Raw genomic sequence first — 25,199 nt, 5'->3', positions numbered from 1 at the left:
TATATGTATGAATACATTAAGGGAGTTTTAGTAAAGATTACTCCTACCTATATTGTTGTTGAAGTTTCAGGCATTGGCTACCTCCTTCAGGTGGCTAATCCCTATAGCTTTTCTCACCTGATGGAAACGGAGCTTAAGGTCTATGTTCATCAGGTCATAAGAGATGACGCCCACACCCTTTATGCCTTTATGAGTGAGGATGAGAAGGCACTCTTCCTAAAATTAATTAGTGTTTCAGGGATTGGTCCAAAATCTGCTTTAGCCATTCTTGCAAGTTCCGATAATGAGGGTCTGGTTGAAGCCATCCATGCCAGTGATACCAAGTATCTGATGAAATTTCCTGGGGTTGGGAAAAAGACGGCCATGCAGATGGTTTTAGACCTTGAAGGGAAATTTGAGCTTAATCCAAGTGGTAATTTATTTGCCGAGGGGCAGGTGGAAAATCAAAATACAGCCCTTGAAGAAGCTCTTGAAGCCCTTGAAGCCTTGGGTTATAAGGCTAGTGAGCTTAAGAAGGTTAGGAAGAATCTGGAAGGAAGTTCTGATACAACCGAGGGTTACATCAAATCAGCCCTTAAATTTATGATGCGTTAGTATGAAGTGCTGGTATTGCTAGTATATGGTACCTAAGCCTAACTAAAACTTGACAGCTTCCCCTTGGAGCTGTATCCTTCTTGTAGGAAGGTTTGGTGGATATCGTGCTTAATTTTTTAAGTGATTTAGGTGGTTGGGGAGTTTTTTGGTTAATCCTCGATGTCTTTTTAATAAGTCTTGTAACGCGTATGGGGATTATTAAGAGAAATCTTGGGACTAGTTTCCATGATCAAGTAAAAATGTTTTTTCAAAAGAAAAAATAATTAAAAAGATTCAAAGTCTAAGGCTCTGAATCTTTTTGTTTGGACTTGGTTAATCAAGCTTGAGCTGATAAGCTTGCTTCTATATTTTACATAGTTTGGCCGATTTATCCCTTTTGGTCTTATGCTATAATAAAGGCTAATAGGAAGCTAGGAGAGTGGTGACAATGACAAATGAATTTTTAGATGGTAGGGCTCAGGGTCAGGAACTTTCAAATGAACTTTCCTTAAGACCCCAAAGGCTAGCCCAATATATTGGCCAGGACAAGGTAAAGGAGCAATTAGAGATTTTTATTGAGGCTGCCCGCATGCGGCAGGAAAGTCTTGACCATGTTCTTTTGTTTGGCCCCCCAGGTCTTGGGAAGACAACCATGGCTTTTATTATCGCCCAGGAGCTTAGTGTAAATATCAAGCAGACATCAGGGCCTGCCATTGAAAAACCAGGGGATTTGGTTGCCCTTTTAAATGAGCTTGAGCCAGGTGATGTCCTTTTTATTGATGAGATTCACCGAATGCCCATGAATGTAGAAGAGATTCTCTACTCGGCTATGGAGGACTTTTATATTGATATCATGCTGGGTAGTGGGGACGGTAGCAGGAGCGTTCACCTGGAGCTTCCCCCCTTTACCTTAGTTGGTGCTACGACGCGTGCTGGTATGCTTTCAAATCCTTTAAGGGCCCGTTTTGGTATTTCTGCCCATATGGAATACTACGAGGTTCATGACCTTGAGGAGATTGTAAAAAGAACGGCTGGCTTATTTGATGTTGAAATAAGTGACCAGGGAGCACTTGAATTGGCCCTTAGAAGTCGTGGTACTCCAAGGATTGCCAATCGTCTTTTAAAAAGGGTTAGGGACTATGCCCAGATTAAGGGGTCTGGTCTGATTGACGAGGAAGTGACGGATCAGGCCTTAAGCATGCTTGATATTGACCGAGCAGGTCTTGACTATATCGACCAAAAAATTCTTACAACCATGATTGATATGTATAATGGGGGTCCTGTTGGTCTTTCAACTATAGCAGTAAATATTGCTGAGGAGCGTGAGACCATTGAGGATATGTATGAACCTTATTTGATTCAAAAGGGATTTATTGTAAGAACTAGGCAGGGTAGGAAGGTAACGAAACTTGCCTATGACCACTTGGGTCTTCCTTTCCTTGCAGAGGATTAGCAGATATTTAATGATGTAAGAGGAGGAACATTTGGAATATATAACAAGCCAAGAAGTTGCGGCTGCTAAAAAAAATATAACGACTGATAAGATAACCAAATCAGTTTGGGAGATAATTTTTTCAAATACCTTTACCTTCATCAATGGGATGGTTTTAGTCCTGGCCCTTGTTGTTGCTACAACGGGACGTTTTGAAAATTTGACCTTTGTCTTCGTTATTGTGGTAAACTCAGTTATTGGAAGCGTCCAGGAGATTCGCTCCAAGCTTGCCCTTGAACGACTTGAGCTTCTAAGTCGAAGTGAGTACCAAGTTAACCGGGATAAGCAAACGGTTAAAATCTATTCAGAGGAAATTGTCCAAGGAGACTACCTCCACCTAAATATAGGTGACCAAATACCAGTTGATGGAAGAATCATATCAGGCCAGATAGAGGTTGATGAGTCCCTTTTAACAGGTGAAAGTGAAAGTATTTTAAAGGGCGTGGGTGAAGAGCTCCTAAGTGGTAGTAATGTCCTAAGCGGCCACTGCCTAATCAAGGTTGAAGCCGTAGGGGACGCAAGTTATATTAATAAGTTTGCCCAGAAGACCAAGACCTTTAAAAGGTATCCTTCAAAGCTTAGGGATAGTTTGAATGAAATCTTAAAGATTATTTCCCTTCTTTTAATTCCCTTGGCCATCTTGATGTCACTTAGGGGTTATTATAAGGGCTTTAGCTATAATGAAATCGTCCTTACAAGCTCTGGAGCCCTTGTTGGGATGATTCCTGAAGGTTTGGTTCTTTTGGTAAGTGTATCCCTTGCAGTATCTGCCCTCAAACTATCCCGTAAAAAGGTGCTGGTTGAAGAACTTTACTGCGTTGAGACCCTGGCTCGGGTCGATGTCTTGTGTTTTGATAAGACTGGAACAATCACGACAGGTAGGATGAAGCTTGTTGATATTGACCCTAAAACCCAGGATATTCTTGAGAATTATCTTTCTTACTTTGATGACGAGAATGCTACAAGTAGGGCCCTTAAAGAGGCCTTAAGGCTCAAAAGAAGCTGGCAGGTTAAGGAAATTGGAGCCTTCTCAAGTAAAAACAAGTATTCCTATATTCAAGTTGAAGGTCAGGGAACTTACTTCTTTGGAGCAGCGGAGTTTTTAGACCTCAAAGAGGAGCCGGGAGAAAAATTTCAGGCAGCAAAACTTGAGGGTTATAGGATTTTGACCCTTGCCTGGAGCAAGGATTATCTTGAAAGTCCGCATGATTTATCGATTGTTGGTAGTGTCATCTTATCTGATGAAATCAAGGACAATACCAAGGAAACCTTTGAGTACTTTTCTAGTCAGAATGTAGATATTAAGATAATAAGTGGGGACAATCACCTGGCTGTCCTTGGAGTAGCCCATGAAGCAGGTTTTTCAAGAGATGCTAGGGCCATTGACATGAGCCAGGTCGCAGATGATAACTTTCGTCAGGTTGTTTTAAAATATGATATTTTTGGCCGGGTAACGCCTAGTCAGAAGGAGGCGATGGTTGAAATCCTCCAGGATGAAGGTAGGACAGTAGCCATGAGTGGAGACGGGGTGAATGATGTTTTAGCCCTTAAAAAAGCAGATGTGAGTTTTGCCATGAATGGAGCCACCAGTGCTGCCAAAAGTGTTTCAAATATTATCTTTTTAACAGATGATTTTGGTGTCTTTTATGATATTTTGATGGAAGGTAGACGGGTTATCAATAATATTCAAAAGGTTGAGTCCCTCTTTTTGATTAAGACCTTCTTCTCCATTGCCTTTTCAGTCATCTCCATCCTGTTTGCCCTAAGATTTCCCTTTACACCAATCGAGCTGACCCTTTTGTCGACCATTACAGTTGGTGTGCCTTCCTTCTTCTTGACCTTTGAAGAAAGTAAGGCCAAGGTAGCTGATAATTTTATGCGAGATGTCTTGGTAAATGCCTGTATCGGAAGCTCGACCCTTATAGTATCAAGCATTCTTGCAAATATTTTTATTAGTGACTACAGCAAGGTGAGCCTCATTTGCTTGATTATAGCCATGTTAAATGGTTTATTAATGGTTGGGGTAGTAAGTCGTCCCCTTAATTACTATAATAAAATCTTACTCCTGGTTCTCTCTATTTCAGCCATCCTAGCCCTTGTCGTTGATGTTTTATTTATTGATAAGAATATAGGAAGTTTTAACGGAGTTGATTACCTGGTTTGCGGTCTCTTATTGCTCATGGTTGTCTTGATTTACTGGGGACTAGAGAAGGTAAGACTATTAAGAAGATAGGAAAGATAATAGAGGTAGATAATGAAGAAGAAAATAGCTTTTGTTTGCTTGGGTAATATTTGTAGGAGTCCCATGGCTGAGTTTGTCTTTAAGGATGAGCTTAAAAAAGCGGGACTTTCTGATGATTATCAAGTAGAGAGTTTTGCGACTGGTAGTTGGGAACATGGTAATAAAATCCACGGGGGAACCCTTGATATTTTTAAGGAGCACGGAATTGTCTATGATAGTACAAAGACAAGTAGAAGAATTTCTGATGCCGATTTTAAAAATTTTGACTACATTTATGCCATGGATGAAAATAATCAACGGGACCTTCTGAACATGTCGCCTGAAGAATATCAGGGAAAAATTCATCAATTTATTGAAGGAAAAAGTGTTCCTGACCCTTATTTCACCGGTGATTTTGATGAAACCTATGAGCTTGTAAGAAGCGGAAGTAGGAAAATAATTGATCAACTCAAGTAAGAATCTCCAAGAGATTCTTTTTTTGATGATATTTGTTACTTTTATAACATTTTTAAAAATAAGATTTAACAAAAATTAGCGAAAAATATTCTATATATAAGATTTAAGGCCGATAATAAGATTTTTTAGCCAAATATAGTGAAAAAATTATCAAAAAATGGTTTACTTTTACATAAACTGTGATATAATAACTTTGATAAATGATTAACAAACTTATAAATGACTTATAAAGGAGAAAAGATGGTAGTAGAGACTGTGGAAACTGTTGAAGTTTCAGAAACTGAGCTGATGATTAATGAGTTGGTCGGTAGAGCCAACTATGCCCTTAAGGAGCTTGAAAAACTCAATCAAGAGCAGGTCGACCACATTGTTCACGAGATGAGTATGGCTGCCTTAAATGAGCACATGTCTCTAGCCAAGATGGCTGTTGAAGAAACTGGGCGTGGAATCTATGAGGACAAGGCCATTAAAAACATGTATGCTTCTGAATACATCTGGAATGCCATTAAAGATAATAAAACAGTCGGTGTCATTGACCGTGACGACCAGGCAGGACTTATCCATATTGCTGAGCCAGTTGGTGTTATTTGCGGGGTAACTCCTACAACAAATCCAACATCGACTACCATCTTTAAGGCTATGATTGCCCTTAAAACTCGTAATCCAATTGTTTTTGCCTTCCACCCATCAGCACAAAAATCATCGGCTGAGGCAGCTCGCATTGTTCGAGATGCAGCAGTTAGGGCAGGAGCTCCTGAAAATTGTGTATCATGGATTGAAAGACCTAGTCTTGAGGCTACAAGTCTTCTGATGAATCACCCAGGTGTGGCTACAGTTCTTGCGACAGGTGGTTCTGCTATGGTAAAAGCTGCCTACTCTACCGGAAAGCCTGCTCTTGGAGTTGGTCCTGGTAATGTACCGAGCTACTTAGCAAGTGACGCTCATGTAAAACGTGCCGTAAATGACATTATCCTATCTAAAACATTTGACAACGGAATGATTTGTGCCAGCGAACAGGCAGCAATCGTTGATAAGTCAATCTACGAGCAGGTTAAGAGGGAATTTATAAAACACAATTGCTATATTGTTTCAAACCCAAATGAGCTTAAAAAACTTGAAGCTGTTGTTATGCAGCCTGATGGCCACGCAGTAAATCCAAAGATTGTTGGTCATTCAGCTGAAAACATTGCAAAACTTGCAGGAATTAAGGTACCAAAGGGAACTAAACTTCTTCTTGCAGAGATTGCTGGTGTGGGAGAAGATTATCCTTTATCGCGTGAAAAGCTCTCTCCAGTTTTAGCCCTTATTAAATCAGATGGCGAAGAAGATGGCCTTAACAAGGCTGAAGCCATGCTTAATCTAGGTGGTCTTGGACATACAGCCGTCATTCATACAGAAGATGAAGACTTACAAATCCGTTTTGGCCTTCGGATGAAAGCCTGCCGTGTCCTTGTAAATACACCGTCAGCAGAAGGTGGAATTGGAAATATTTATAATGAGATGATTCCATCTTTAACCCTTGGTTGTGGATCATATGGTCACAATTCAATCTCTCATAATGTTTCTGCCCTTGATTTGATTAATGTAAAAACCTTAGCTAAAAGAAGGAATAATATGCAGTGGTTTAAGCTACCACCCAAGGTCTACTTTGAAAAAAATTCAATTACCTACCTCCAGCAGATTGAGGCGGAGCGAGTAATGCTTGTCTGTGATCCAGGAATGGTTAAATTTGGTTATGCTGACTTAGTTCGTACCCAGCTTGAAAAAAATCCAAATAACCCACGAGTTGCAATTTTTTCAGATGTTGAGCCAAATCCATCAACTAACACTGTTTACAAGGGACTAGAAGTCTTTATGGACTTTAATCCAGATGTTGTTGTAGCCCTTGGTGGTGGTTCTGCCATGGATGCTGCCAAAGCCATGTGGATGTTCTTTGAGCACCCAGACGTAAGCTTCTTTGGTGCCAAACAAAAATTCCTTGATATCAGAAAACGTGCCTACAAGATTCCTTATGCTAAAAAGGCTGAGCTGATCTGTATCCCAACAACATCAGGTACAGGTTCAGAGGTTACACCATTTGCCGTAATTACTGATAGCGATGACCACACAAAATATCCCCTAGCTGACTATGCCCTAACCCCTAATGTGGCAATCATTGACCCTCAACTTGTAATGTCAGTCCCAGCAAGTGTTACAGCTGATACTGGAATGGACGTTTTAACTCATGCTATTGAGTCTTACGTGTCAGTTATGGCAAGCGACTATACTCGCGGATTGTCCCTTCAAGCCATTAAGTTAGTATTTGACTACCTTGAAGATTCAGTTAAAAATGGGGATGAGGAAGCCCGTGAAAAAATGCATAATGCATCAACTATTGCTGGTATGGCCTTTGCCAATGCCTTCCTAGGTATTACCCACTCAATCGCCCATAAGGTTGGTGGAGCTTGGAGTATCCCTCACGGACGCACCAATGCCATTCTTTTACCGCATGTTATCCGCTATAATGCCAAAGACCCTCAAAAGCATGCCATGTTCCCTAAATATGACTTCTTCCGTGCCGATACAGACTATGCTGATATCGCACGCTTCCTAGGACTTCCTGGAAATACGACAGAAGAATTAGTAGAGTCTCTTGCTAAGGCAGTTTATGATTTGGGAGTTTCAGTTGGAATTGACATGAACTGGAAGAGTCAAGGAATCACCAAAGGACAAATGGCCTTAGATATTGATCATCTGGCTGAAAAAGCTTATGAGGACCAATGTACGACTGCCAATCCAAAAGAACCATTAATCTCAGAACTCAAAAATATTATCCAAGTGGCTTACGACTACAAGGGATAGAAAAAAGTAGCCCTTACTTATTACTTAGTAAGGGGCTGCTTTTTTTGACTATGAATAAACTTATTTTTATAATTAAAATTTATTAGGAGGAAAGAAATTATGGCTACTTGGTTATTATTAAGTTCATTGCTTTTAAGCTTACTGCTAGTTGTCCTAGTAATTTATGTTACCTACCGTTTTTGGCATGATGACCTTGCTGGAAGCAAGACGGCATCTGATCAGAAGGGAATGGGGCTTTATCGTCTTTTACTCGTCCTTATTTTGCTAGTTGCCCTAGCAATTTTTGTGGTTAACCTTGTCCATCTGGTAAGTTTAAGATAAAAAAAGAAGACTCGAAGTCTTCTTTTTTTATCTTATAAGGCGGCAGACGGATTTGAACCGACGATCAAGCTTTTGCAGAGCCATGCCTTACCACTTGGCTATGCCGCCACATCAATTGATGCAATACTAGTATTATAACCTGAATGGGAACTTTTGTAAACTCTTTTTTGCTGGGAAAAAGACTAGGACAAAGCTAGACTTTTTATAAAAAACTATTGAATTAAAGGATTAAATAGATTATAATAAAAAGGCTGTTATTACAGCTATAATTTCACATTTCAATCGGATTGTCTTCTATGTGCCCACGGGTCTTTTTGGCAAGTTGATGATTGGAAGAGGGGAAAAACAAAATATAAAGGAGACTTGCAAAATGGCAGTCATTTCAATGAAACAACTACTTGAAGCAGGTGTTCACTTCGGTCATCAAACACGCCGTTGGAACCCAAAAATGAAACCTTTCATCTTCACAGAACGTAACGGAATCCACGTTATCGACCTACAAAAAACTGTGAAAATGGCAGATAGTGCGTATAACTACATGCGTAATGCAGCTGCTGATGGAGCTGTTGTACTATTTGTTGGTACTAAAAAACAAGCAGCTGAAGCTGTTAAAGAAGAAGCACTTCGTGCTGGTCAATACTACATTAACCACCGTTGGCTTGGTGGAACCCTAACTAACTGGGGAACTATCCAAAAACGTATCGCACGTCTTAAAGAAATCAACCGTATGGAAGAAGATGGAACTTTCGAAGTTTTACCTAAGAAAGAAGTTGTTTTACTTAACAAACAACGTGAACGTCTTGAAAAATTCCTAGGTGGTATCGCTGATATGCCTCGCATCCCAGACGTTATCTACATTGTTGATCCACATAAAGAACAAATCGCTGTTCAAGAAGCAACAAAACTTAATATCCCAATCGTTGCTATGGTTGACACTAACGCTAACCCAGATCCAATCGATGTAATCATCCCTGCAAATGATGATGCTATCCGTGCCGTTAAACTTATCACTGGTAAAATGGCTGACGCTATCATCGAAGGCCGTCAAGGTGAAGATGCAGCTGAATCTGTTGAAGCTAAACTTGCAGCAACTGCAACTTCTTCTGATGACTCAATCGAAGAAATCGTTGAAGTTGTTGAAGGTGACAACAAGTAAGAACCGGATAACTTTATAAAGTTACAAACGCTAAGGCGGGGCTTTGGCCTCGCCTTTTCTTAATAAAAAATCAATCAAGGAGACTGAAAAATGGCAGTTACTGCAGCTCAAGTTAAAGAACTACGCGAAATCTCTGGTGCTGGTGTTATGGACGCTAAAAAAGCATTAGTTGAAACTGATGGAAACATGGAAAAAGCTGTTGAGCTTCTTCGTGAAAAAGGTATGGCTAAGGCAGCTAAAAAAGCTGACCGTGTAGCAGCTGAAGGACTTACTGGTGTTTACGTTGACGGTAACGTTGCAGCAGTAGTTGAAATCAACTCTGAAACTGACTTCGTAGCTAAAAACGATCAATTCGTAACACTTGTTAACGAAACAGCTAAAGTTATCGCTGAAGGACGTCCTGCTGACAACGAAGCAGCTATGGCCCTTAAAATGGCTAACGGAGAAACTCTTGAAGAAGCTTACGTTAATGCTACAGCTACAATCGGGGAAAAAATCTCATTCCGTCGTTTTGCTTTACTTGAAAAAACTGACGAACAACACTTTGGTGCTTACCAACACAACGGTGGACGCATCGGAGTTATCGCTGTTATCGACGGTGGAGATGACGCTTTAGCTAAACAAGTTTCAATGCACATCGCTGCTATGAAACCACAAGTACTTTCATACAAAGAACTTGATGCACAATTCATCACTGATGAGCTTGCACAAATGAACCACGCTATCGAGCAAGATAACGAATCACGTGCTATGGTTAACAAACCAGCACTTCCAGCTCTTAAATACGGATCACGTGCTCAAATCACTGACGAAGTACTTGCTGAAGCTCGTGAAAACATCGAAGCTGAGCTTAAAGCTGAAGGTAAACCAGAAAAAATCTGGGACAAAATCATTCCAGGTAAGATGGACCGCTTCATGCTTGACAACACTAAAGTTGACCAAGCTTACACACTTCTTGCTCAAGTTTACATCATGGACGACAGCAAAACAGTTGAAGCTTACCTTGATTCAGTAAATGCAAAAGTTGTTGCATTCGTACGTTTCGAAGTTGGTGAAGGAATTGAGAAAGCTGTAAATGACTTTGCAGCAGAAGTTGCAGCTCAAACAAAAGCAGCAAGCAAATAATCAACCATTATGTTCTCTCATAGATTGACCTAAAGTCAAATTAGAGATGGGCAAGAAGACCTGGTTCTGCTAGACAGAATCGGGTCTTTTTCTTTCTTTTTTTAGGAAATATATAAGAATTTAATCCCAGACTTTAAGGGATGTTTTTCTTTTAAGCTACCACTATCATTTAAAATATGATATAATTGAAAGTACAATTTAGACTAGAGGACTAGGGGAGTTATATATGTCAACAACAATTATTTGGGGCTTAATAATCATAATCGTTGCGGCTTTAGCTGGATATATTTTTGTCATGGTTACACGCAAGGGCAATGAAAAGCGTATCCATAAGCTTGAGGAGGAGAAGGAAGAATTATTTGACCTTCCAACGCAAAGTGAGATTGATGCAGTTAAAAAGATGCATTTGATTGGACAAAGTCAAAGTGTTTACAGGGAATGGAACCAAAAGTGGGTTGATCTTTCAGCCAATTCTTTTGCTGACCTTGAAAAACACCTTTTTGAGGCAGAGGAATTAAATCGTGGCTTTAACTTTTTAAATGTTAAGGGCGAGATTGATGCCTGCGAAAAACAACTTGAGTTGATGAAGTCTGATGTCTCAGCCATTCGTTTGGCCATCAAGGATTTAACAGTCCAGGAAGAGAAAAATAGCTCAAAAATTCAAGCTTCGCTTGACCTTTATGAGTCACTTCGCAATGAAATCTCTGAACATGCTGATATTTATGGAACAACCATTGACGAAATCAACAAGCAGTTGAATAACATTGAAGAAGATTTTTCAAATTTTGTTACCTTAAATTCAACAGGTGACCCGATTGAAGCAGCTGAAGTTCTTGAACTTGCTGAGGAGCATACTATTGCTCTTGGTAAAATTACCAAGAAAATTCCTGAAATCGTAAAGGCCCTTGATGAAGAGTTGCCAGCAAGTATTGCTGAACTCAAAGACGGGGAGAAAAAATTCAAGGAACTTGGTTACAAATTGCCAGCAGAGATTGACTTTAACCAAGAGATGGAAGGTATTTCTAAGCGTATCAAGGAGACAAGGGAAGCTTCAGAACGCTTTGATCTTAAGCATGCAGAGGCTGAACTTAAGTTGATCCAAGATGAGATTGCTTCTCTTTATAAGATTTTTGAAGCTGAGTATACAGCCAGCAAGCAACTTGAAAAAAATATCGGTATGGTTGAAGGATTTATCGCTCACACACGTGATAACAATAAAAATCTTCTCCTTGAAATTGACCATATTTCGCAAAGTTATGTCCTAACAGCTAATGAGATGGGACAGGTTCGCTCTTACCAGATTCAAATTGATCAAGTTAGCCAAGATGCTAAGGACTTACTTGCTGATGTTGACCAAGCAAGTGAAGCGAGCTCAAGCCTTAATGGTCGCCTGAATGAAATTCTTGCTACCCTAACAGAGATTGAAGACAATCAGGTCATGATTAATGAATCTCTTTCTAAGCTTAAGGTTATTGAAAAGCAAGCCCAAATACAGGCTGATACCTTTGATATCGAACTTAGGGCCATCAAGCGTTATGTTGAAAAATTAAATCTTCCAGGTCTTCCTGAGGCTTATCTTGACTTGTTCTACATGGCTACATCTCGTGTAGAGTCACTTTTCAAGGAACTTAATAAGACTCGCGTTAACATCGATACTATTACAAATCTACTAGATATTAGCAATGAAGATATGGATATCTTAGAGGATGCAACTGACCGTTTGGCTGATGATGCCAACCTTTCAGAGCAATTAATCCAGTATTCAAATCGCTATAAGACAACTGATGGTGAGGTAGCAAAAGCCTTCAACCGTGCAGTAGATATTTTCGATAATGAATGGGAATATGATAAGGCCCGTGAGGATATCTCAGATGCTCTTGAATCTGTTGAACCTGGAGCAGTTGACCGTATCAGTAACTTCTACTTTAACAACAAAGAAATTCCTGATTACAGGGAAATTAGATAAGAAAAAAGAGGCTTGGCCTCTTTTTTTGTGTCTTCTATATTTCGGCTAGTTTATCTTGAGGGGAAATACTACCTTTTTCCACCTGGAAGACCTCCATGTTGGCTGGTAGATTTTTAAGATGATCAAGGGTTGTTGTGGTAATAAAGGTTTGAGTCTTCCCAAGAATGGTCTCAAGTAGATCAAGCTGTCTCATATTATCAAGCTCACTCATGACATCATCAAGAAGGAGGATGGGATAGTCACCACTTTCCTCAAAGATTAAATCAATTTCAGCCAGCCTGACAGATAGGGCTGTCGTTCTTTGCTGGCCCTGGGAGCCAAAGTCGGCCACATTAATGCCATTGATAAAAAACTCTAAGTCATCCCTATGAGGCCCAACCAAGGTCTGGTGGCGGATGAGCTCCTTTTCCCTATTTTTGTGGATTTGATTCTTAAAGTCTTCCCTGATAGTTGAAAGGGTGGGCTGGTCATTACTTAGCTTAACATTAGACTTATAGCTGATAGTTAAATCCTCAAGACCATGGCTCAACTTAAAGTGAAGTTTTTGGGCTAAATTTTCTAAATGTCTGATGAAACTTATCCTGTGCTCGATAATTTTACTACCATAATCAATCAATTGGTCATCAAGGACGCTTAGATAGGTTTCATCAATCTTTTTACCATCAAACTTAAGGTAGGCATTGCGTTCCTTGAGGATTTTATTGTAGTAGATGGAATCATAGAGATAGATGGATCTAAGCTGGCTGATTTCCATGTCGATAAAACGCCTTCTTAGACTGGGACTACCTTTAATGATTGATAAGTCCTCTGGAGCAAACATGATAACCTTCATCTGACCGATATAGTCAGCTAATTTTTGCTGGATTAGGTGATTGACCTTGGTCTTTCGCCCCTCCTTACCCGAGTTGATTTCAAGAGGTAACTTGGTGTGATTTTTTTTAAGGCTGCCAGCCACCTTCATCTGACTACTCTCCCACTTGATGAGATCCTTGTCACTTGAAGTCCTGTGACTTTTGGTGAGGGCTAGGAAGTAAATACTCTCTAAGATGTTGGTCTTACCTTGGGCATTTTGCCCCAGGAAGATATTCAAATTGGGATGGAAGTCAAGGTCCAAACTATCATAATTCCTGAAATTTCTAAGAGAGATATTTTCTAGCTTCATTTATTTTACTCCAGGAAAGCGAGGTTTGGCAGGTTTTTTGGTTGTTTTTTTATTTTCCTTATTAAGTCTTGCAACGATTTCCTTAACTCGCTCTTTTTCTTCCTTTTCTTCTAGGAATTCAGCCCTTTCCTCCTCGCTTGGGGCAGAAATCTCGATGACTAGGTTAAAATCTGGAAATTCAAGGCGGTCACCCACCCGTAATTTTCTTCCGCGACGGTTCTCAAATTCCCCGTTCATAATAATAGTGTTCTCAGCGAGGAAGGCCTTAGCGGCCCCACCGCTACTTATCATATCAATCTCCTTGAGCAGTTTGCCAAGGGTGATAAATTCATCAAATAGTATATAATTCATGCCCCTATTCTACCATAAAATGGTAGATAATCTTAGCCTGTAAATTAATCTTTCCCATGAGATCAAATCCAAATAAAGATTAGCAATTTTTCCTGCTAAATCTGTTATAATGAAAACATCATTCAAGGAGAAGAAAGGGCGGAATATGCAGCTAAAAAAAGGTGTTAATCTGACTATAATAAAGGAGAAGAAATTCAAGACTGTAAGTTTTGTCATTCGTTTTAAGGCTGATTTTAAGGCTCAAATTTTAGCCAACAGGATTTTAATCTCAAACCTGTGGGAGACCAGCAATAAAAATCTTACCAGTAACAGAGATCTTGACTTGAAGCTTTCAGACATGTACGGGGCTACTTTTTCAACCAGGGTGGCCAAAAAGGGTAAAAAGCACCTTCTAACCATTAATCTATCCCTTGTTAATCCTAATTTGGTAAAGGATCCAGGCCTTTTACAGGAGGCTTTGACCTTCCTAGGTGATGTGATTTTTAATCCCCTTCTTAGTACAAGCGGGGGGCAGCTGTCCTTTGACCGTGAGACCTATTTGAGGGAGCAAAAAAATCTCATAAAGTATTTGGAAGCAAGCGTTGAAGACAGGTCCTACTACGCCAGTCAGAGGTTGACCAGCCTTTATTTCACGGATAGTGACATGAAGCTTCCAAGTAGTGCCACAGCTGATCTCGTTAGGGCTGAGGACCGTTTTACCACCTATAAGTATTACCAAAAAATGCTTAAGGAAGATGAGATTGACCTATTTGTTCTGGGGGATTTTGATGACCAGACTGAAGCTTTTATTGAGGAAAGCTTTAAAAAATTTGCTTTTACAGACCGAGCAAATGATACCTTGTCTCCAAAACCTACCGACTACTTTTACAGGCAAGAGCTCAAGGAGTTTGAGCTTGTTGAAGAAGATAAGCCAGCCAATCAGTCGATTATTGAATTTGCCTACAATCTTCCTGTCTACTTTGGAGATAGTCTTTATATGGCTCTCTTGGTCTACAATGGGATTTTAGGTGGCTTTGCTCACTCCAAGCTATTTATGAATGTTAGGGAGAAGGAGGGGCTTGCTTACTATGCTTCAAGCTCCCTTGATTCTTACCGAGGATTCTTAAGGATTAGAGCAGGGATTGAAGCTGCTAAAAAAGACAGGGTTATTTTTCTTGTCGGCCAAGAAGTTGAAGCCATGAGGCTTGGTGATTTTAGCCAGGAAGACCTTGAACAAACCAAAAAAATGCTTGAAACTTCTTATAAGCTAGCACAAGATTCTCCAGCTAACTTGATTGAGCAGGCCTTTATTCAAGCTGAGTTTCCAAATCTTTATAAGGATCAGGAAAGCTGGCTTGAAGCCCTTTTTGAGGTTAGTTCAGAAGATGTTGTAAGGGTTGCACAGCTTGTAAGCCTAGAGACCATTTATTTTTTGAAGGGAGATGACCAGGATGCTTAAGAAGATTGAATACCAGGCGGTAGAAGAGGCCCTCTACCAGGAAGATTTAGCAAATGGCCTAAGGGTCTATTATCTGCCTATGCCTTCCTACAATAAGACCTATGCCCTTTTTACCACTAAGTTTGGCTCTTTAGATACATCATTTACTCCCTATGACGGAGATTCTTTCAAGACTTATCCAGAAGGAATTGCCCATTTTTTGGAGCATAAACTTTTTGAAAAAGAATCTGGCGATGTCTTTCAAGACTTTGCAAGACTTGGAGCAGCCAGTAATGCCTTTACAAGCTTTGAAAGAACCAGCTACCTCTTTTCGACAAGTGAAGAGGTTTATGAGAGTCTAGGTCTACTTTTGGATTTTGTTCAGGAGCCTTACTTTACCGAGGAGGGTGTGGCAAGTGAGCAGGGGATCATCACCCAGGAGATTCAGATGTATCAAGATGACCCTGACTGGAGGCTTTACTTTGGTCTCCTAGAAAATCTCTATCCAGGATCCCCTCTTGCTGCTGATATAGCTGGTAGTCCCAAGAGTATTAGTGACATTACAGCTTGTGACCTTTACGAAAATTATAAGACCTTCTATCAGCCAAAAAATATGAGTCTTTTCATCACAGGTCCCTTTGATATCAAACAGATGGCGGATTTCGTCCGCAATAATCAGGCCCAAAAGACCTTGCCACAAGCCCGACAAATCAAAAGAAGGGAGTTTGAAGCTGAGGATTCCCTAGCCTATAGGCAGATAGAGATGGATCTTGTAAACAGCAAATTTGCCCTAGGCTTTAGGGGAGGAGATCTCTTGCCGCAAGATGGCAAGGAACTTCTAACCTATAGGATGTCCAACTTCTTCCTTTTGACCATGCTCTTTGGTTCGACCAGCAAAAGGTACGAAAGGCTCTACAATGAAGGGGTAATCGACGACTCCTTTGACTACAACTTTGAGCTTCATGAGCGTTTTCATATGGCAAGCTTTACCTGCGACAGCGAGGACATAAAGTTCCTAGAAGAAGAGCTTACGGCTGCCTTAAATAATTTTGAGCTTGACCCTGATTTTACTGAAGATCATCTAAGGCTCATCAAGAAGGATTACTTGGGCAACTACTTTAAGAGCATGAATTCTCTTGAATTTATTGCCAATCAATTTGCATCAAATATCTACGAAGGACTTACCTTCTTTGATTATCCGCAGGTTTTAGAAAAAATTAACTTGGAACTTGTAAGAGACAATGGAAGAAAATTCCTAGCTTCCCTGCAAAAAAGTGTCTTTTGTATTAAGAAGCGACTAGAGGGCTAGGTACTTAGACCTTTAAAAATGATTAAAATAATTGTATACTTGTAACAAATAATTAAGAAAGAAAGATTGAGAAAGGAGGTAGTATGAAAGCTAAAACAGCTGGAGAATTCCTGGCCCATATGCGGCGAGAGAAGGGTTGGACTGTTGATGAAGCTGTGGAGACGACACGAATCAAGAGAAAGTATATCTTAGCCCTTGAAGCAGATGACTATAAGCTTATTCCAGGAAGCTTCTATGTGCGTGCTTATATCAAGCAGTACTCAGACCGTCTGGGTATTGATTATGGTCCCTTAATCAACTACTATGAAAGTGGTCAAAAAATCGGAGAAGAGGAGGTACTTGATTCATATACAGATGATTTCAAGGCCAGTCTAGCCGATTTTGAAATAGATGAGAGGGAGCAGGAGAGGGAAAGAAAAAGTTTTCATGAAAAACTTAAGGCACGCTTGCCCTTAATTTTACTTTCAGGTGCAGCCCTTTTAATCCTGGTTGGTGTCTTTTTGGTTGTTTTTCTAAATCGTCCCAAGGCCTTGCTGCCAACTGGTGACAAAATAAGCCAGACCAGCAGTCAAACAAGTAGTCACATAAGTAGTGAACAAGACAATCAGCAAAAAACCTCTGAAAATAAGGACCAGTCAAGTACAAGCACAAGTAAGGATGAAACCAGTAAGGAAGCTCCTAAAAAGGCGGAACAAATCACGCTTACAGGCACAGGGGCTGCCATAACAGCTCAGGTTACTGATGCAAGTAATCCTGTAAGTATCGAGCTTACTGTAGCAGATAATGTCAGCTCATGGATTTCTGTGACCAACTCAGATTTGGCCACAGGTCTTATCCTAAGTCCTACAAATAAGTCAGCTCAAACCAAACTTACTGACCGAACAACTACTAGTATTATAACTCTGGGTGTTGTGCAAGGTGTAAGCATCAAGATTAATGGTCAAAATCTTGACCTAGCAAACCTTACGGCCACAACAGGCACAATAACCCTTAACATTACCTACCAAAATTAAGAAAGCGAGCTCCCTTTCATGGAGATGAATCTACCCAACAAACTAACCCTTCTACGAATCATCTTGATTCCAGTATTCATTATAATCTTATCCCTACCAGGATCTCTAATGGTCTTTGGTATCCCCCTAACCCACCTTCTAGCAGCAATTATCTTTGCCTTTGCAAGTGCTACTGACTGGCTTGACGGCTATATCGCAAGACGGGACAATCTAGTAACAAACTTTGGTAAATTTGCCGATCCCTTGGCTGATAAGATGCTTGTCATGGCAGCCTTCATCATGCTAGTAGCCTTGGGCTTTGCTCCTGCCTGGGTGGTTGCTGTAATCATCTGTAGGGAGCTTGCAGTTACAGGTCTTCGCCTTTTATTAGTCGAAAATGGAGGTGCAGTCTTGGCTGCCGCCATGCCTGGGAAAATAAAGACTGCAAGTCAGATGCTTGCCATCATCTTCCTCCTTCTTGGAATGAAGACCCTGGGTAATATTACCTTATACATCTGCCTCTTCTTTACAATCTATTCAGGCTATGATTATTTTGCCAAAAATACCAAAGTTTTCAAGGATGTTAAATAGACAGCACAAGCTGTCTATTTTTTTTTGCGAAAAAAGCTTGCAAAGTCTACCTTAAATTAGATTTTTACTTTTTATTGTGTTAATATTTGTTTTGTATTAGTGAAATTTAGACCAAATATTTTATAACAAAATATTATTATTTTTCCAATATTATAGGTTTATTTTTCATAAAATAGCGAATAATACTTAAAAATAAGGATATTTTTAAGATTTTTAGTGGATTCGTCATTTAATTATGTATATTTAGGGTACATTATTTTATAATATCATGTAATTTATTTTACATAATTAGTGAAATATGTGCTTTAATTATGTAACTTATATAAATAAATTAAAGGTTTGAGCGGTAAGCGAGGTATTACAATTGAAAAATAATTTTTTGAAGAAAAATTTTTTAGTCTTGGTAGTTTTTCTTTTTTGTGGATTTAATTCCTTAAGTATCCAAGCCCTTGAGAGCTCAAATTCGGTGGAGCCTGGTTCCATCAATCAGTCAATAGTTGAAAGCTCTCAGTCAGAAGCTTCTACGAGCTCCTTAGATCAAAGCTCATCAAATTCATGGGTCAGCCAAGACACTTCATCCATGTCAGATAATTCAAGCTCTATTGGACAGGCCTCATCAGAAGAGCCTGAAGCTAGTCTTAATGACGACCAATCATCAACCATGGTGTCACCTAGGATTAGCTACTCTGTGGGGAGTGTAGCAGATTTAGTTATTGCCCTAGCCCTACCGACTGTTGATACCATTAATCTTACAAATAATATTAACCTGGGGGCTGGAGCTTACTCAATTCCAAGGAATCTGACCATCAATGGGGATAAGAATGATGGTATGGGTGGTCGCTGGACCATAACCTATGGTCAGCCGGGAAGTTCTGGGTCTCCCAATCTAGGCCTAGTTTTTGGGGCCAATAATCTAACTATTACTCTTATGAATGTAAATTTTGGTGTTCAAGCAGCTCTTGGTAGTAATAGCCAGACCAATGCCAATAATAACTATGGTATTATTGCACCTGGAGGTACAGGAAGTGGAAGGGCTATAATCGCTCAAAATATTGGCTACTATTCAGATTACGGAGCCCAGCCCTTCTACCTACCAGCAATTTCTGATTCTTTAACCCTGAGCGGAAACAACACCTTTATCATGGGCGGAGGATCAGGATCTCAGGAGTTTGCAGAAACATGTAATATCACTTTTTCTGCAGGAAGTACCACCAATATAACAGATACTAATACTGAGAATTCAGGTTTTATTTGGGCGTATAATACGGGCTTAAACATGCAGGTAGGGGCAGGTGCCACTGTTAATATTTCATCTAAACATGATTTTATTTATTCAGGTTATAATCCAGTTATAAATATTGCAGATGGAGGTGTCTTGAATTTTACTACTACTACCCCAAAATCAGGTAATAGTAATGGAAGACTCATTTATCAGGATGGTCTTAGTCCTACTATAACCTTGGGTGTTGGTAGTAAATTTAGTGCTCAGACCGCTTTAACATCGGTCTTTCAAAATATGACGGTCAACCAGGGACGGGATTCCGAGGTCTATTGGAGCTCAGCGTCTGGTCAGGCCATTACTACCCAAACCAACTCCTATCTTTTGACCTTTAATATCAATAATGCTTCAAGGCTTAGTTTTCAAGGAACATCAGGTAAGGTTGCTGGAAATAACCTAAGGATTAATTTTTCAACCTTTAGTAATGGAACAACGGGCTATGATGCCTTTGTCGGCAGTAACCCTAATCCTCTTCTTACTCAGACCAACACCAATTACTGGACGGTCGCATCAGGAGGGAACTTTACCAGAAATACGACTAACTTTGCACCAGCTGAAGTTACTGCCCTAAACGGGGCAACCAAGCTTGTCCTTGAGCGGAGAACCCCCGTTCTCTTGTCCTGGGCTGACGGAAGTATTGTCTCTTCCAAATCAGTCACTACAGCTATTGGTGACTTTGGGGACCACCTCTACTGGCGAGACCAGGGGGCAAATCGCAATTTGACCTTTAGGATTTTTGATAGCTCAAACAATCAGGTGGGACCAGATTTCACAGGAGCCACCACTGATGGAACGACCAACTACCATTCATTTACCTACTATATATTGTCAGCTAATATTCCAGTCGGGTCATACACCTTTACCATCAGGGTTTATAAGACCACCTCGAATGGTCAGAAGGTAGAGGATACTACGGGGCCACCTTTGACCCTTAACTTAACCGTAACAGATCCGCCCCTAGTTCTTGTATCAGCCCCGACCAATCTTTCCTGGACCAATCGTACCATGTCACAATCAATGGGAATTCTTACAAGGGATACGGGTAATACCATCTCAGTCACAGTTAATGATGTAAGACCCACCCCCCAGCACTGGGTTTTAAAGACTCTTGTAAGTGGATTTGATGAGTATGCTCTTCTTTGGAAGGCAGACAGTGGTAGTAGTCCTGTTGACCTTGACTATCAGACAGTTTTCACAAACAATGATGTCAGTCGGGATGGCAGTAACAACTATACTAAGACCTGGGCTGAGGATGTGGGGGTCTTGGCTTACACTGGTGATTATCTAAGTATTGGAAGTTACAGTAATGTTACCATCACTTGGCTTCTAGCTGTAACCCCATAAAATAACTGAATTTATTGAGAGGACTTAGTCCTCTTTTTTTGTAATTTTTTTGTAAAAAAACCAATCAAAAAGATAGATTTTTTATAAAAGCTGTGATATCATATCCATAACAATAAAGTAAGATATACACATGAATTTATAAATTACCAATAATATTGTTGTATTTTTGTTCACATATCCAATTCACGATATGATATGTATACATTAATTTATTAAAATAACTTCATTAAAGCGGTTAGAGTTTGCTGTTTTGATGGATAGAAGTACAGGAGGGACAAATTGAGATATCGAGTTTTTTTTAAAGGAGCCATGCTTTTATCTTGTTTGTCTGTAGGTTTACTAAAAGGCGGTTCAATTTTTGCGGAAGGAGTTGGTTCAGAACCTTCAGGAACGTCTTCAATTTCTGAACAAGTGAGTTCGTCTCTTTCATCTAGCCAAATTCTTTCAAACGCCAGCGAATCATCTGTAGCTTCTACGTCTTCTGATAGCAGCTCGACTTCTGAGGTTCCAGCTAGTCCAGCAGCTAGGTCTATTGGCCCCTTGGCTGCTGTATCAACCATGGATGCATCGACTGCCTATGTTGGGAGCCTTACGGATTTAACAACTGCACTTGGAAACTCCAATATTAGTAATATCATTTTGACCGCTGATTTATCATTTGGTACTAATAGCTATCCAGTTAAGCGTAATATCACGGTTGATGGTCAGGGAAAATGGGCTATCACATATGGTGGTGGAAATATGCAACAGGGACTGTACTTTAGTGGTAATAACATAACGATATACTACAAGAATATTTCTTTTGGGAAAGCAAGTCTTTTAGGATCTAACAACACAATGAATGCCGGAAATTATTATGGGATTGCTCCAGCAGGCTCAGATTCACAAACTGGCAATACTTTGATTGTCGAGAACCTTAGCTATTTTTCTGACTATGGTTCGCAGCCTATTTATTTGACTGGTGGAACTAATAAGGTTGTTTTTCGGGGGACTAATACTTTCAATATGATGGGTGGCCCGTATTCACAAGAATTTGCAGAGGGTTCTAACTTTGTTTTCGAAGACAATAGTACAACGACAGTTAATGATAATAATCAGTATAATTTGGGTTTTATATACTCAGCTACTACTACTGCACCTGTTAATATAACAATTGGAGAAAATGCAAGCTTTATTGTCCCAACAACTAGGCACGATATAATCTATAGTGGTGCTAGTCAGGTAAATGTTAATATTGGTAAGAATGGTACTTTTTATGCAAAACAAGTGACGCCTGTTTTGGGAACAGGTCGATTTATAAATCAGACCGGCTTCACACCAAATTTTACCTTGGCTGAAGGTGCCAACCTAGATATCCACTCAATTAATACATCTATGTTTCAAAATATCACAGTAAACATGCCTAAAAATTCTAGTGCTGTCTTCTCATCAGCCAATGGAGATGCCATGAGTATAAATGGTCAAGGTAACTTCAATATTAATGATGCAGCTAGACTTTTGATTGAAGGTGGATTATCTCCAAATAATGGTCAGCCAGTCGGAGGTAATGTAAATATTAACTTCAATACCTTTGGAGCTAATACCTTGGGTTATAATTCCTACATCAATACGCCTACCAATAGTAACTATCAGAGCTTTGTTAGCCAGGATAATCCTGGTACCTGGACTGGTATCAATGATGTTTATACAAGGACTGGAGGTCCTGCTTTTACGACAGGTTCACCAAGTCAGACACAAAGTTTGACACAGACGACTTTCATGTCCTTTGTTAGAAATACCCCAGTCAGTCTTGCTTGGTCAAGTGATGGAAGTGATACTAGCACCAAAAATATCTCACTTACTACGGCAACAGATAATGCGGCTAACTATACAGGTTCCTTCTACTGGAATGATCCAGGACGCTTTAACAACCTGGTCTTCCAATTATGGGATTCAGTTACCAATACTCAGGTGGGAGCTGATATAGCAAATATTGCTTCAACCCCTGGTGATGCGACTTTTGCACAAGTTAACTTTACCATCCCTTCAGCTAATCTACCTGTTAAGCTTAATAACAGACAATTCCTTATCAAGGCCTTTAGAAAAACTCTTGATGGCAATCTAACACCTGTTAAAAGTACAGCAAATACCAATGTAAACGCTGTCTTAGCTATGAACGTTAGTGTTGATGGCATGGTAGCCCTAAAGAGTGTTCCGTCACAACTTAACTGGACTGGCAGATACATGGTAAATACCAAGGGTATCCTCAATAGGGATAGTGGTAACAGTATGGCCTTTAGCGTCAAAGACTCACGCATTAACACAACTCCTGGCTGGAATTTGGTAGCTACTGTCCAAGGAAGTGCACCTTTTAGCCTGGTTTGGAAGAAAAATCCATCTGATACTGCAAGTGCCCTTAATAATAATGCGGTCTTTGGTAAGGCGTCAAATGGTACTATGACTACGGGTACAACCACCTCGACTGATGGTAATGGAAGCATTACTTACAACAAGTCTTGGCTTGAGACTGAGGGCGTCCTTCTAAAAAGTGACGACTACATTCCCATAAATAGCTATAGCTCGCTAGGTATTACCTGGACCCTTGTTAATGCTCCCTAGTGATTAAGTAACTTGCAAAAAAGTATGTTATTTAATACAAATTAGTGGAAAAATAATAAGTCTAATGGTAATATAATATTGTAGTAGTATATGGATGAAACATGGTTAAATAGCTTCTTTATAATCTAAGTTATCTGTTACTATATTCACAACAAATAAGATAGGTGTGCTTTGAATCATATTCACTAGCTACCTTATCGGAATCAAAGTTTTACTTAGGCAAGTATATACCTTCGGTGGTTTATGACTTACTTTGCTTATCTGGTCTATGAGTATCTTTCCCCCTTTAAAAGGATACTGATAGACCGGATAATCAGATTAAGCACGATTACCGGAGACTATAAGACAGCGCAGTGCTTGATTATAGGTATACAATCATCACTACTCAGGTTTACCTATGAACCTTAGTACATTATATTTAGGAGGTATTCTTTAATGAATGCAAAGAAATTACTAGGACTTGGTCTTGCTGGTGCTGTTCTTGTTGGATCTGGAGCTGCTACAGCCTTCGCTGCTGATGAAAATCACGTGGTTACAGGACAAACAAACAATTCACAGTTTAACATCACAATTCTAGATGATGACACTGTTCACCCAAATCCTGACCCAATCAACCCACCTGTTCCAACAGATCCAACATCACCAGTTGCTCCTGGACAAACTAGCTTGACTCTAGAGCATGTACCAACTAAGTACGAGTTTTCACAAAAGGTATCTAATGGTACTTACTCAATTGCTTCAGGGACTATCGGTAGTGGTACACCTGGTGATGGTACTGATGCTATTACAGTCTTCAATGACCGTGGAAGCCGTGTATGGAATGTTAAAGCTGAAGTACGTGGACAAGCTCTTACTCTTGGTGCAGTAAACCCAGGAACACCTGGAACACCTGATGCAGATCTTCCTGTAACACAGTTCAACATTACAACTAATGGAGCTAACGGTAACGGTACTGCAACTAACGTTGCAACTACAGGTTACAACGGAGTTGTAGCTAAGAGTGCTGCTTCACCTTCATCAGCAAACAACACTGGTACTATCTCAACCCAAGTTACAGCAGTTTCTATCAACTTTACAGACAGCAAGAACCAACTTAAAGCTGGTGACCAAGTCAACGGTACTATCGATTACCAACTTTACATGGTTACAGACCCAAGCTAATTTTTTAGCTCAAGTCATTAAGAAGAACTTCGGTTCTTCTTTTTTTGTTGCAAAATATCTTGAATCTCAAAAAATTTATGAAAAATTTCACGAAATTTGTGTATAATACTAAGGTGGTTGGATAGATTTATTCAACCAAGAAATTATTAGGAGGACACAAGTCTTAGATGTTAAGATTTTTTTTAATTTTGTTGAGCTTTACGGGCCTTTTTACGGGAGGGATTCTTGCTAGAGCAAATGAAATGCTTGATTCAACACCTGTTGCCATAATCATTGAGGATGGCAAATCACCTGTTAGTATGGCTGATTTTTATGAAAGTGGTGGGGATTTACCGCTCTCAGACCAACTCTCCATGACCTATATACCAGACACCTATATGTTTGAAAATTACTTTGACCAAAGGAGGCAAAATCTTACCAGTAAGATACCCAAGTCAAAAAATCAAATTGAGATTTTTAATGATCAAAGTAGTAGGAGCTGGTATCTGAAGGCAAGTATTCCCGAAAATCATCTGACGGAAGTTAAGAGTAAGGCCTCCTATAAGATTACAAGTTTTGGGAATGTCGCAAGTGGAGCTACTACAGGCCATGATTTTATTATCGCTAAATCGGAGCAAGAAAATACGTGGGAGAATACTGGATTTATTACACAATTTTTTAAAGATATTAGGATTTCATTTGAAGATTCACGTAACAAGCTCAAATTTGGTGATAGTATTTCAGGCAAGATTAGCTATGACTTGTACCAGGTACCTAAAACATAAGTTTTCAAGAAGGGATATCCCTTCTTTTTTTATTTATATAAGAACCCTTAAGCCAGCCC

At 39.8% G+C, this 25,199-nt stretch carries 20 protein-coding genes and 1 tRNA gene; 18 read left to right on the top strand and 3 right to left on the bottom strand.

Going from position 1 to position 25,199, the window contains the following annotated elements; translation table 11 throughout:
* Positions 1–3 precede the first annotated feature (3 nt).
* From ruvA to OZX68_06900, 7 genes are all read left to right on the top strand, one after another.
* Positions 4–594, top strand: coding sequence for a Holliday junction branch migration protein RuvA (gene ruvA, locus OZX68_06930; GenBank protein ID WEV60644.1), 591 nt, complete (start codon positions 4–6; stop codon positions 592–594).
* A 95-nt stretch (positions 595–689) separates the two neighbouring features.
* Positions 690–857, top strand: a complete 168-nt coding sequence (locus OZX68_06925; protein ID WEV60643.1) for a hypothetical protein — start codon at positions 690–692, stop codon at positions 855–857.
* A 164-nt stretch (positions 858–1,021) separates the two neighbouring features.
* A complete protein-coding gene (ruvB, locus tag OZX68_06920) occupies positions 1,022–2,026 on the top strand; it encodes a Holliday junction branch migration DNA helicase RuvB (protein ID WEV60642.1) in 1,005 nt (334 codons plus the stop codon).
* Between the two features lie 31 nt (positions 2,027–2,057).
* Positions 2,058–4,298, top strand: coding sequence for an HAD-IC family P-type ATPase (locus OZX68_06915; protein WEV60641.1), 2,241 nt, complete (start codon positions 2,058–2,060; stop codon positions 4,296–4,298).
* A 21-nt stretch (positions 4,299–4,319) separates the two neighbouring features.
* Positions 4,320–4,763 (top strand): low molecular weight phosphotyrosine protein phosphatase, encoded by a 444-nt coding sequence (locus OZX68_06910; GenBank protein WEV60640.1) that lies wholly within the window; start codon positions 4,320–4,322, stop codon positions 4,761–4,763.
* Between the two features lie 240 nt (positions 4,764–5,003).
* Complete coding sequence (gene adhE, locus OZX68_06905) at positions 5,004–7,604, top strand: bifunctional acetaldehyde-CoA/alcohol dehydrogenase (protein ID WEV60639.1); 2,601 nt, start codon at positions 5,004–5,006, stop codon at positions 7,602–7,604.
* Positions 7,605–7,703: 99 nt separating this feature from the next.
* Complete coding sequence (locus OZX68_06900) at positions 7,704–7,925, top strand: hypothetical protein (GenBank protein ID WEV60638.1); 222 nt, start codon at positions 7,704–7,706, stop codon at positions 7,923–7,925.
* A gap of 37 nt (positions 7,926–7,962) precedes the next feature.
* Here the strand turns inward: OZX68_06900 and OZX68_06895 are convergent.
* Positions 7,963–8,033: transfer RNA gene (locus OZX68_06895), tRNA-Cys, on the bottom strand.
* A 262-nt stretch (positions 8,034–8,295) separates the two neighbouring features.
* Here OZX68_06895 and rpsB point away from each other — a divergent pair.
* From rpsB to OZX68_06880, 3 genes are all read left to right on the top strand, one after another.
* On the top strand, positions 8,296–9,081 hold the full coding sequence (gene rpsB, locus OZX68_06890) for a 30S ribosomal protein S2 (GenBank protein WEV60637.1): 786 nt from the start codon (positions 8,296–8,298) through the stop codon (positions 9,079–9,081).
* A gap of 90 nt (positions 9,082–9,171) precedes the next feature.
* Positions 9,172–10,206 (top strand): translation elongation factor Ts, encoded by a 1,035-nt coding sequence (gene tsf / locus OZX68_06885; GenBank protein WEV60636.1) that lies wholly within the window; start codon positions 9,172–9,174, stop codon positions 10,204–10,206.
* A gap of 226 nt (positions 10,207–10,432) precedes the next feature.
* Positions 10,433–12,172 (top strand): septation ring formation regulator EzrA, encoded by a 1,740-nt coding sequence (locus OZX68_06880; GenBank protein WEV60635.1) that lies wholly within the window; start codon positions 10,433–10,435, stop codon positions 12,170–12,172.
* Positions 12,173–12,206: 34 nt separating this feature from the next.
* Here OZX68_06880 and recF read toward each other — a convergent pair whose 3' ends face one another.
* Together recF and yaaA are read right to left on the bottom strand one after the other, a co-directional pair.
* A complete protein-coding gene (recF, locus tag OZX68_06875; GenBank protein ID WEV60634.1) occupies positions 12,207–13,334 on the bottom strand; it encodes a DNA replication/repair protein RecF in 1,128 nt (375 codons plus the stop codon).
* On the bottom strand, positions 13,335–13,685 hold the full coding sequence (yaaA, locus tag OZX68_06870) for a S4 domain-containing protein YaaA (GenBank protein WEV60633.1): 351 nt from the start codon (positions 13,683–13,685) through the stop codon (positions 13,335–13,337).
* A gap of 145 nt (positions 13,686–13,830) precedes the next feature.
* On the opposite strand from yaaA, the gene OZX68_06865 reads away from it, so the two are divergent.
* The 8 genes from OZX68_06865 to OZX68_06830 all read left to right on the top strand — a co-directional run bounded on the left by OZX68_06865 (position 13,831) and on the right by OZX68_06830 (position 25,140).
* Positions 13,831–15,123: a pitrilysin family protein gene (locus OZX68_06865; protein ID WEV60632.1), complete on the top strand. Its 1,293-nt coding sequence runs from the start codon at positions 13,831–13,833 to the stop codon at positions 15,121–15,123.
* Entirely contained in the window at positions 15,116–16,411 is a 1,296-nt protein-coding gene (locus OZX68_06860; protein ID WEV60631.1) for a pitrilysin family protein, read from the top strand. Before OZX68_06865 ends, OZX68_06860 begins: the two co-directional genes overlap by 8 nt.
* Before the next feature lie 83 nt (positions 16,412–16,494).
* Entirely contained in the window at positions 16,495–17,424 is a 930-nt protein-coding gene (locus OZX68_06855) for a helix-turn-helix domain-containing protein (protein ID WEV60630.1), read from the top strand.
* Between the two features lie 24 nt (positions 17,425–17,448).
* Entirely contained in the window at positions 17,449–17,994 is a 546-nt protein-coding gene (gene pgsA / locus OZX68_06850; protein ID WEV61397.1) for a CDP-diacylglycerol--glycerol-3-phosphate 3-phosphatidyltransferase, read from the top strand.
* A gap of 364 nt (positions 17,995–18,358) precedes the next feature.
* Complete coding sequence (locus OZX68_06845; protein WEV60629.1) at positions 18,359–20,617, top strand: hypothetical protein; 2,259 nt, start codon at positions 18,359–18,361, stop codon at positions 20,615–20,617.
* Between the two features lie 279 nt (positions 20,618–20,896).
* The gene (locus OZX68_06840) at positions 20,897–23,215 is read left to right on the top strand and encodes a hypothetical protein (protein ID WEV60628.1); all 2,319 of its coding nucleotides are present in this window, start codon (positions 20,897–20,899) and stop codon (positions 23,213–23,215) included.
* A gap of 435 nt (positions 23,216–23,650) precedes the next feature.
* Positions 23,651–24,376 carry a WxL domain-containing protein gene (locus OZX68_06835; protein ID WEV60627.1) on the top strand — a complete coding sequence of 242 codons (726 nt, stop codon included), beginning with the start codon at positions 23,651–23,653 and terminating at the stop codon, positions 24,374–24,376.
* 167 nt (positions 24,377–24,543) lie between these two features.
* Entirely contained in the window at positions 24,544–25,140 is a 597-nt protein-coding gene (locus tag OZX68_06830) for a hypothetical protein (GenBank protein ID WEV60626.1), read from the top strand.
* Positions 25,141–25,199: the final 59 nt, after the last annotated feature.

The organism is Streptococcaceae bacterium ESL0729 (assembly GCA_029391995.1).
Lineage (GTDB): Bacteria > Bacillota > Bacilli > Lactobacillales > Streptococcaceae > Floricoccus.
The sequence above is the reverse complement of the archived record's forward strand: the minus strand, read 5'-3'. Positions and strand labels throughout refer to the sequence as shown.